This is a genomic window from Paenisporosarcina sp. P4_D4, assembly GCF_056401835.1.
In genome coordinates this window covers 24,122-33,467 of the sequence record NZ_JBFUIO010000026.1, presented here as the reverse complement: position 1 = coordinate 33,467, position 9,346 = coordinate 24,122, and the positions used below count along the sequence as shown (strand labels likewise).

8 protein-coding genes are annotated in these 9,346 nt (G+C 37.6%); all 8 read left to right on the top strand.

The annotated features are described in order from the left end of the window. The first annotated feature begins 16 nt into the window (after nucleotides 1–16). The 8 genes from AC1DSL_RS08535 to AC1DSL_RS08500 all read left to right on the top strand — a co-directional run bounded on the left by AC1DSL_RS08535 (nucleotide 17) and on the right by AC1DSL_RS08500 (nucleotide 9,240). Nucleotides 17–478 carry a pilus assembly FimT family protein gene (locus tag AC1DSL_RS08535; protein WP_477531879.1) on the top strand — a complete coding sequence of 154 codons (462 nt, stop codon included), beginning with the start codon at nucleotides 17–19 and terminating at the stop codon, nucleotides 476–478. Between the two features lie 14 nt (nucleotides 479–492). Continuing rightward, nucleotides 493–1,944, top strand: a complete 1,452-nt coding sequence (locus AC1DSL_RS08530) for a hypothetical protein (RefSeq protein WP_477531878.1) — start codon at nucleotides 493–495, stop codon at nucleotides 1,942–1,944. A 145-nt stretch (nucleotides 1,945–2,089) separates the two neighbouring features. Then, nucleotides 2,090–3,523 (top strand): hypothetical protein, encoded by a 1,434-nt coding sequence (locus tag AC1DSL_RS08525; protein WP_477531877.1) that lies wholly within the window; start codon nucleotides 2,090–2,092, stop codon nucleotides 3,521–3,523. 10 nt (nucleotides 3,524–3,533) lie between these two features. Continuing rightward, nucleotides 3,534–3,938: a hypothetical protein gene (locus tag AC1DSL_RS08520; protein ID WP_477531876.1), complete on the top strand. Its 405-nt coding sequence runs from the start codon at nucleotides 3,534–3,536 to the stop codon at nucleotides 3,936–3,938. Continuing rightward, nucleotides 3,939–5,315, top strand: a complete 1,377-nt coding sequence (locus AC1DSL_RS08515; RefSeq protein ID WP_477531875.1) for a VanW family protein — start codon at nucleotides 3,939–3,941, stop codon at nucleotides 5,313–5,315. Between the two features lie 15 nt (nucleotides 5,316–5,330). Further along, nucleotides 5,331–6,980: a GspE/PulE family protein gene (locus AC1DSL_RS08510; RefSeq protein WP_477531874.1), complete on the top strand. Its 1,650-nt coding sequence runs from the start codon at nucleotides 5,331–5,333 to the stop codon at nucleotides 6,978–6,980. Nucleotides 6,981–6,988: 8 nt separating this feature from the next. After that, nucleotides 6,989–8,029 carry a type IV pilus twitching motility protein PilT gene (locus AC1DSL_RS08505; RefSeq protein ID WP_016426779.1) on the top strand — a complete coding sequence of 347 codons (1,041 nt, stop codon included), beginning with the start codon at nucleotides 6,989–6,991 and terminating at the stop codon, nucleotides 8,027–8,029. Next, a complete protein-coding gene (locus AC1DSL_RS08500) occupies nucleotides 8,029–9,240 on the top strand; it encodes a type II secretion system F family protein (RefSeq protein ID WP_477531873.1) in 1,212 nt (403 codons plus the stop codon). The genes AC1DSL_RS08505 and AC1DSL_RS08500 overlap by 1 nt, the downstream gene beginning before the upstream one ends. Nucleotides 9,241–9,346: the final 106 nt, after the last annotated feature.

Genomic DNA, 9,346 nt, shown 5'->3' with positions numbered 1-9,346 from the left:
ATATTGAGGTGTGCTCATGATCAATTATATTAAAAATAATTACGGCATAACACTCGTGGAATTAATTGCGGATCTAGCCTTAGTTTCTATTGTAGCTATATTAATTATGACAACTTTGGGAATCGGCATTAATCATTCAATAGCGGAATCCAATAAGACTTACGCTCAACAGGAAGCGAATTTAATTGTATCGAAATTAATGAAACAGCAGCGTAAAGGGGATTGTTATTACATTAAAGTGGATTCAGGTGGAATTATGATTGCTCCTGTATCTTCTACATTATGTACAAGTACAACTGAGCCACCTGCCAGTTCATTCAAGCCAGTTTCAGATACTCGTTTCAATGTGACTATGACAAGTGTAAATCAAATGATTAACCCAACGAAAGATGACTACACATTTGCTGCTGCAGTGAAATATAAAAATGCGACCTACAAAATAAACACGATACTTACGAGATATAAAACAACTAATTAAAGAGGAGGATTCAATTGAAGTATGTAAAAAACCATAAAGGTTATGCTTTGTTACTTGTCCTCCTTTTAGTTGTTGTTTTTGTTGGTTTATCAGCAGTATTTGTTGCCGCATCTTTTAATAATGCCAAGCAGGAAAGTACTGTCGACGTCCGCAATCAATCCGTTGTCGCAGCCGAAATGGGTGTGAAATATAATATCAACAATCTAAAGAATGAAATAAAAATATTAAATGAGGATTATAAGAATTTCATGAATACCAGTCTGACTACTTTAGTGAATAAAGCAACGGCAGTTACCACTGCAAAGGATAATAACTTACCACTCCCTTCTGGAATGTCTACTGCCGCATGTAATGTCTTTTATTCCAATGCACACATTAATAACTGGATTGATTGTGAAACGAAAGAAATAGAAAGAGCCGGCGTTGATATGTATATGTCCGAGGTTAATCGGGTGTACGCAGACTTAGCTCCCCAAGAAAATAGAGTTGACTCAAAAACGAAATATGAGTTAATGCCACTTTCCGTAAACCTAGAGTTTGATCAAGCAACTCGCAAAGTTGCAATACCTCTTTCCGTACAAGGGAAACAAAATACTTCAGTTAAAACTCTGAAAGCTAAATTGATTGTAACCATCCCGGATCATACATCCGAAACGAATGATATTGTAATCAAAACGATTTTAAGTGAAAAAGAAACGGTCGATCGCATTTTCGTTCCGCCAAATGACAATACGACCATTTGTCCTACCCAAGCTAGTGAAATGACTTCAGGTGTCTGCAAATATACTGGCACCAATCTTGAAAGTTATTTAGCTAGTTTGCCAGATCCTTCGAAAGTAAGTATCAAAGTTGAGGATTTATGTTATGCAGTAAAAGACAAGACCAAATGTAATTTGAACATTCTAGATGGTAGTGGCGGAACAGTATACATAAAACCGTCAAATCAAACGGTAAATGTAGATAATTTAAATAATTTAGAAGACATTTCCATGTACGTGGATGGCGACTTAATCATTAAAAACAGTAATTCAGCAGATAACAATACAATCGTCAGTCGTTCGTACTCATTCCATGTAAGTATGAACTTGACGAACAGTAATCTAGTTGTTTTAGGGAATGAAGCAAAGACTGGTTATATAGATTGGAAATCAACAGGAAAAAGCGTAACGGTCTCGACTAATTCTAAGATGTGTATTAATTTGAATGGCATAAGTTTAGCGAATTCTTCTGATTTAACTGACCCCTCTATATTAAGTGGCAATGGAAAATTAATTCTTTACCCTGGGCGAACGAATATGGATAAACTGCCCGCAGCCGTTGAGGATAAGATAATTTACATGAATGATTTCGTGGCATTTTTAAATGAATGTAATGTAAATACTGCTGGTTTACCAGAAGGGCATTCCATGAAACAATTTATCGATAGCACGAGTGAAATTGAAGCGACAGTTGATTATGGTAACTAAAAGAAAAGAGTCGAATAACTCGACTCTTTTCTTTTTATGTATTTTTTCCTATTTTTAACATGACATTTTACACGAATAGTATGATAATAGGATGAGTCGGTTTGAAAAAATCACACCAAAAGTCTCGGTGGGGGTTATCGGAAAAATGAAAAAATTATTGAATGATAGAGGATATGCTCTTTTAATAGTTTTATTTACCATTATAATATTCTTAAGCATGTCAGCGGTGTTCATGAGTGCCTCGCTCAACCATGTGAAACAAGAGCAAACGGTTGATCAGAATAATCAAGCGGTTGTTGCTGCGGAAATGGGCGTAAAAAAGATAGGAACTGATATAACTAATCAAATTGGACTTAAGTATAATCAAATTCGTAGTTTAGGTAAAATATTTATGATAGAGAAAGAAAAATGTAGTCAAGGTAATAAAGAAAATTGTAATTCTATCAGGCTTAAAAAAAGTCTGGAGGATTATGAAAAAGAAATAGTGGAATTTAAAGATATATTTTTACCAGCTCTAGTAATTAATGTATCTGGATCCCATTCAGCAAGTAAATCGGATAAGTTTACAGAAAAAATCAACATAATATCAAATCGAACTAACGATTTAGGTTACAAGATGAGTCAACTTCCAACTATCACAACAGATGGAGATAAATTGAAATTAACTTATAATGTTATTGGATTTTACGGAAATATTGATTCTTCAAGAAAATATAAAATGGCAGCTGTGATAAAGTTTGATGATCCTAAAAATCTATCAGAGGATATTGAGAATAATCCTATTCTTTTAAATAATGGGGTCGTTAATGAAAGTGTCACCWTTTTCCCGGGAATTGTAACGACTCTATGTCAATCCTATCTTCAAACATTAAATTCTTCTACCCAAAAACCCTATTCTTGTAAGATGAATAGCTCATATTCATTAGCATCATTAAAAACGGCCATTGAAAGAAAGAATCTCAAAACTTCTGACTTTAATATTTTTATTGATAATTGGGCTGATATTAGTGTTAATGGAAATACTAAAGACCTTTATAATTTAAATTTGTATGTAAACAGTTCAATTAATAATTTTGGTAATATTAATAATCTTAAAAATTTCAAACTCTATGTTTCGGGAAAATTAGATGCAGACAATGCAAACAATATAGGGAAACATAGTGAAGGGCATAGTACGATGGTTATGCAAGAACTTGATGTAAGTAAGTTTAATGGCCAGGGAATTAATAACACAACAGTTGTTTTATTAGGTGTAAAAGATTCCAATTCTTCACTGTTTAATGTAGATAAAAAATTTAGACTTCAGGCTTCATCAAAGTTCTGTATCAACCTAAATAGATTTCCCTCATCAGCAGTATCACAACTTCTCGAAATAGAAGGTGAAGGGAAAATATTTTATTATGGGACAAAAAACAACTTATTAAATGAGCCGAAATATAATCATATTCAAGAGTATCAAAGATTTTTAGATACTTGTGGAGTTACAAATTACGCAGTAGAAGGTGAATCCTTAGATGTACCAAGTAATTTGATAAATACTTCTGAAGTTACAATTAATGGTGTTACTTATAATCCCTAAGAGGTGAAACATGATTAAATTTCTAATTCTTATTTTGGTTGMATTCATCGTGTTTCCAATCGTGATAGTATTCGTGAAAAAAATAGATTTAAAAACTAAGCTAATGTTTCTTTTCGGCGGATTCATCATCGCTCTATTAGGCTTGTTGGCACAATCCACACTAAGTCTCTATTATTCTGTTTTGATTATGTTAGGTTTGTTATTTGCAGGGGCCGTAATTTTAACGAAACGGTTGGAAAATGAAAAACTTCAAGAAGAAGAGTTGCATTTATATGTGCCTAAATCTATTCAAGAAGCGATAGAAAAACCTACAGAATCCTATGTTGCAGCAACTTCTCATACTCCAAAAGTTCAACCTGTTATTGAATCTCAAGCTGAAGACTGGTTTAAACCTGCAAAAAAGGAGGACCAATAAATGAACAATAAATTATTTGGGACTACTTTTGCAGCGCTACTGGGCTCAACTGTTTTATTTTTCGGTGTAACGCAAGCAGGTACATATGTAGTCGATGAAGTTGTTTTCCCATCAAAAGGTTTCGGGGAGCAAACATATATAGGTCCATACGATGTTTCAAATTTGCCTGAAAACGAGGCTGCGGTAACCGTGCAAACAGGTGTAAAAGGGTGGTACGGCGAAGCGAGTGTCCAAATTAAATTGCAAGATGCAGTTGTTCCTTTCCCATTGGAAGTTCTACAATTCAATACGGATAGCACATTAACTAACGCACAAGATGGAGCTAAAAATGAACTGCAATTTGATGTGACGAAAGAATCCGTTGGCACATTCCTAAATCAACAATTTTCTCCAATGGTGTTTAATGATGAAGAAATCACAATTGTCACGGAAACGATTCGTGAACAATTGGCCGCTGGACGAAAAGATCAAATCATCGATATTACAAGTGCTTTACTGGCAAATTCTACAGTCGAAACTGCAGTTACTAATGTGACTTTCAACAATATTGAATCATCAGAGGGCATTCGTAATTTGATGACAGCGCTAAATGGATACTTAATCAATCCGAAATCTACTTTTTCGATGCTGGAATTTATCGAATCAACGGATTTGGGAAATTTAACGGAACAAGATTTAACCACAGTAGCTTCTATTTTATATGCGTCGGTATTGCAAACGAATTTTGGGGTGGATGAAAGAAGTATTGGACCGGTTGTTCCTACTACTGTTCCGCTTGGCTTCGAAGCTTCCATTAACCGTGAACTTGGGGTTGATTTTGTATTTACAAACCCGAATGCTACCGGCTTTACCATCAATATGAACGGAGTGGGGGCAGGTCTTAATGCTAGCCTCACTGGATTTCCTTTTATTTATCAATACGAAACGACAATCAGTGATAAGCAGGAATTTCTACCGAAAACCATAAAACAATATAGTTCATTCGTAGAACCAAATACGGTTCGCGTAAAAACGCAAGGTGAAAATGGCATTCAAGTCGCTGTATTTAAAAACATACGTTCAGACTCTGCCATTAAAGAAACGAAAGAAGTATCAAAAGATTTTTATCCACCTGTTCATAAAGTAGAACTTCATCCATTGACCGTTACGATGCCTGCTGCGGGAACCGGAGATGGTACGGGCACGACAGATGGTTCAGAATCGACGAAAGGTGGGTCAAACGGACAACCTTCTACCGGAGCTGGTACTGGAACAACAGGAGATGGAACTTCTATGGGAGGTTCAACTGATTCTGGTTCAACTAATGAAACTGGCAGTGAAAATGATTCGGAACCACAATACGATAAAGGTGGAAATCTTATTCCGCCTAGCAAGTAATAGGGGGAGTGCAACTTGATTCGAAAAAGACTGGGTGACTTACTAGTTGAAAATGGTTTGATTACAGACGACCAACTAACGAATGTATTGCAAAACAAACCACGGGAAGAAAAACTTGGGGACGCACTTTTGCAGCATGGAATTATCACCGAGCAACAACTGCTCGAAGTACTCGAAATTCAACTTGGCATTCCTCAAGTTCAGCTATATCACTACCCATTCGAAGCAAAGTTATTTAACCTGATTCCTAAAGACGTTGCAAAACGCAGTTTGATGGTACCTTTGAAAGTAGAAGGGGACAAACTATACGTAGCCATGAAAGACCCAATGGATTTCATTACGATGGATGATTTGCGTCTAATTACCGGCTTTCATATCATTCCCGCGATTGCATCTAAGGAAGAGATTTTAAAAACCATCAACAAATATTACGAAGAGGAATCGTTTGACGATTTCTTAGTAGATCAAGCTTCTGCAGTTGATAAACAAGAAKAACTTCTTGATATCGATGCACCGGTAGTAAGAATCGTTAATCAGATTTTATCTGCGGCGGTGACTCAAAAAGCGAGTGATATTCACTTTGATCCACAGGAAACTCGATTGTTAGTGCGTTTCCGTATTGACGGAGTATTGCATGATGAACGAACACTTCCAAAGCTAATGCAGGGAATGGTCACGGCACGTGTGAAAATTATGTCAAAACTTGATATTACGGAGCATCGTATCCCTCAAGATGGTCGTATTAAAACGAATGTTGATTTTCGTCCAATTGACTTACGTGTCTCTACTCTGCCTACCGTTTATGGCGAAAAAATAGTTATGCGTATTTTGGATTTATCCAATAACTTAACGGATATATCAAAACTCGGCTTCCACGAAAAGAATTATGAGAGATTCATGAAAGAAATAGCCAAACCAAATGGAATTGTCCTTATTTCTGGTCCAACTGGTTCAGGTAAATCTTCAACGTTATATGCAGCGCTCAGCTACCTAAATGATGAACAAGTGAATATCATTACGGTTGAAGATCCTGTTGAATATCAACTCGAAGGGATCAATCAAATTCAAGTGAATTCGAATGTTGGCTTAACATTTGCGGCTGGACTTCGCTCGATTCTCCGTCAAGATCCCGATATCGTCATGGTTGGGGAGATTCGAGATAAAGAGACCGTAGAAATTGCGATTCGGGCTTCTTTAACGGGTCACTTAGTATTAAGTACGATCCATACAAATGACTCAATCGCCTCGATCACTCGATTGATGGACATGGGTGTGGAGCCGTTTTTGGTTACGAGTTCGATTAATGCGGTTGTGGCACAACGTCTTGTACGTAAAGTTTGTCGTGATTGTGCAGAGAAACAGGAGCCTACTATCCGTGAAATTGATATTTTCCAGAAACGTGGACTAGAAATTCAAACGGTTTCAAGAGGAAAAGGGTGTCCATCATGCGGCATGACAGGTTACCGTGGTCGTATGGCCATTCATGAAGTACTAATCATTGATGACCAAATTAAAAGTGTCATCAACCGAGGTGGTACTGCAGCAGAAATTCGAGAAATTGCCCAAGCCAATGACACCATCTTCTTAATAGACGACGGACTGATGAAAGTAAGAGATGGCCAAACAACGACAGAAGAAATTCTGCGTGTTGCCCTCCAAGATTAGGTGAGAAAATGAGAGAATCAGTAGATATTTTATTAACCAATGCTTTTCAACAAAAAGCATCGGATATTCATATAACAGTTGGCGTTCCTCCTGTATTTCGTGTGCAAGGAGAACTTGTCAAATTCGGTTCCACTCCAATAACCCCGGAAATGTCGAGGGATATGGCTAAAGCAATTACACCCGATAAGTTATGGGATACGTTTTTGGAGCAAGGTGAGTTGGATTACTCACACGAAGTTGAAAACATAGCGCGTTTTCGTGTGAATGCTTTTCATCAAAAAGGCAAGATTTCGATTGCTTTTAGGACCATTCCGCAAGTCATTCCGACAGTCGAGCAATTGCAAATGCCGAATACGCTGAAGAAATTAGCGGAAACGAAGCAAGGGCTTATTTTGGTAACAGGTCCAACTGGTTCTGGGAAGTCGACTACGTTAGCTGCGATGATCAAACATATGAACACGGATATGAACTTACATATCATTACGCTGGAAGATCCGATTGAGTATATGCACGAACATGGAACAAGTATTATTGACCAACGTGAAGTCGGATTTGATACTAAATCATTCTCGAATGGTCTTCGTGCAGCACTACGTCAAGATCCAGACGTCATTCTCGTAGGGGAAATGCGTGACTTGGAAACCATCAGTATTGCCATAACAGCGGCTGAAACTGGTCACTTAGTTTTGGGTACTTTACATACGTCAAGTGCCGCATCGACGATTGAACGTATTATCGATGTGTTTTCACCAGAACAGCAAGCGCAAGTACGTACTCAGCTTGGTGGCGTGTTGAAAGCGGTAATTAGTCAACGATTAATCAAGACAGCAGATGGCAAAGGTCGTCGAGCGGCTACTGAAATCTTGATTACAAATCCAGCAATTTCTAACTTGATCCGTACTGCGAAAGTACATCAAATTCCGAACGTTATTTTGACGAATCGAGCTGCTGGCATGCACATGATGTCAACTTCCTTAAAAGAGCTAGTAGAGTCCGGCCAAATTACACAAGTAGCGGCACAACCGTACCTTGAAGGGGACGAGCATTAATGGCGCGCTTTCAATATGTAGGTCGTGACCGTAAAGCTGTGCGAAAAGGAATTATTCAAGCAGCGAACCAACGTGAGGCAATCGTGAAACTTCGTGACGAAGGCATTCGCATCACTGAAATCAAACAAATGGCTGAAACTGCTCTTCAAAAAGATATTGTCATCGGGAATCCCGTCAAGCGGGAACAATTCATCATGTTTTTGAGACAATTCGCCACGTTAATGCGTGCAGGTGTAACGATAGTTGACTCCGTTGTCATTCTATCTCAACAAGTAGAGTCAAAAGCTTTACGACGTGCACTGGTTGAAATTGCTGATGATTTAAAAAGCGGTAATTCTTTATCTGATGCAGCTCGGAAATTTCCTAGGATTTTTGAACCGCTCGTCATCAACCTTTTGCAAGCGGGTGAGTTAACTGGATCAATCGATGAATCATTAGATCGTTTGGCAACTCATTTTGAAAAAGCATATGTGACCCGTCAAAAAGTAGTTTCTGCAATGACTTATCCTATTATTGTTGCTGTATTGGCGGTAGGGGTAGTTATATTCCTGTTGACGTCAATCGTTCCAATGTTCGTTGAAATGTTTAATGATTTTGGTGGGGAATTGCCACTCATCACCAGATTCGTAATGGGTGCAAGTGATTTTGTACAAAATTATTGGTATATATTGATTGCGATAGTTGCGATATTAGTAGGTGGTTTATGGCTAATGCGAAGAGATGAAAAGGGACGTTACATGCTTGATACTTTTTTATTACGTATGCCTATTTTTGGCAACATCTTAAAAAAAGCCGCCCTGGCCAGAATGACACGGACATTAAGTTCACTATATTCCAGCTCAGTTCCTATTTTAACTGCTTTAACTATGGTTGAGCGTGTAGTTGGTAACGAAGTAATAGGGAAAGTGATTCTTAAATCTCGAGACGGGCTAGAAAGAGGAGAGTCGATGACAGGACCAATGATGAGTCATTGGGCATTCCCGCCATTGATTCCCCACATGATTTCGATTGGGGAACAAACTGGCGCTCTTGATCACATGCTAGAGCGGGTTGCTGAATTCTATGAAAAAGAAGTCGATGCGGAAACTGATAAGCTCAAAGCACTGATTGAACCTTTGATGATTGTCTTATTAGCAGGACTTGTTGGTACTATCGTTCTGGCAATCTTATTACCAATGTTTGGTCTATTTGAGAATGTAGATAATATGTAAATAATTCAAAAATAATATAATAAAAATGAGCATAAAGTCTATTTATCTATATATTTCGACATATAAAGGTGCTATTATGAAATTGTACTGGTATAAGTACCATTTT